This is a genomic window from Oleiphilus sp. HI0125, assembly GCF_001635355.1.
On the sequence record NZ_LWGF01001171.1, the window covers coordinates 1 to 1169 of the forward strand.

The following is a 1169-nucleotide window of genomic DNA, read 5'->3' on the forward strand; positions in this document are numbered from 1 at the left end:
TTTGGATCAATAATCTCTATATTAGATAAGCCAGTTAACTCATCAGTTTGGGTACGAACGGTAATACCTTCTTCCATACCAACAAACTGCGCTTTACCTGCTTGCTCTGTAATGATTGGGTGTGAGTGCGGATCCCACTTAGCTACCACTTGACCAGCATCAACGGTATCGCCGTCTTTCACAGTCAACACAGCACCGTAAGGAAGCTTATAGAACTCACGCTCACGGCCATGTTCATCCGCAACAGAAAGTGCAGAAGAACGTGAGGTAACAACTAAGTTGCCATCGGTACGTTCAATACTCTTCATGTTATTAAGACGTACAGAACCGCCGTGTTTAACCTGAATATTGTCTACTGCAGAAGCTCGCGATGCAGCACCACCGATGTGGAACGTACGCATCGTTAACTGCGTACCTGGCTCGCCAATCGATTGAGCAGCGATAACACCTACCGCCTCACCGCGGTTAACGACGTGACCACGAGCGAGATCGCGACCGTAACACTTCGCACAAATACCATGGCGAGTATCACATGTAATTGCAGAGCGAACCCAAACCTCATCAACACCTGCAGATTCAAGAAGATCAATTTGCTTCTCGTCCAAGAAAGTGCCGCGCGGCATAACTACATCTTCGTCATTACCTGGAGCAAAAACATCCTTCGCAGTGATTCGACCAAGAACACGATCACCAAGTGGCACAACAACGTCGCCACCTTCGATCATTGGCGTCATCAATAGACCTTCTTCAGTACCACAATCATCTTCAGTAACAACAAGGTCTTGAGCAACATCTACAAGACGACGTGTTAAGTAACCAGAGTTCGCTGTTTTCAGTGCAGTATCGGCAAGACCCTTACGTGCACCGTGCGTTGAGATAAAGTACTGAAGTACGTTTAGACCTTCACGGAAATTAGCCGTAATTGGTGTCTCGATGATCGAGCCATCTGGTTTCGCCATCAAGCCACGCATACCTGCTAGCTGACGAATCTGCGCTGCAGAACCACGAGCACCGGAGTCGGCCATCATAAATACTGAGTTAAACGAATCTTGCTGAACCGTATTACCTTCACGGTCAACAACATCATCTTTACCTAAGGTATCCATCATCGCTTTTGCTACCTTATCGTTAGCACGCGACCAAATATCGATAACCTTGTTGTACTTCTC

General features: G+C 47.0%; 1 pseudogene. It reads right to left on the bottom strand.

Annotated features, from left to right (window positions below):
• Window positions 1-1169, bottom strand: a pseudogene (locus tag A3762_RS20365) (DNA-directed RNA polymerase subunit beta'); the annotation flags it as partial.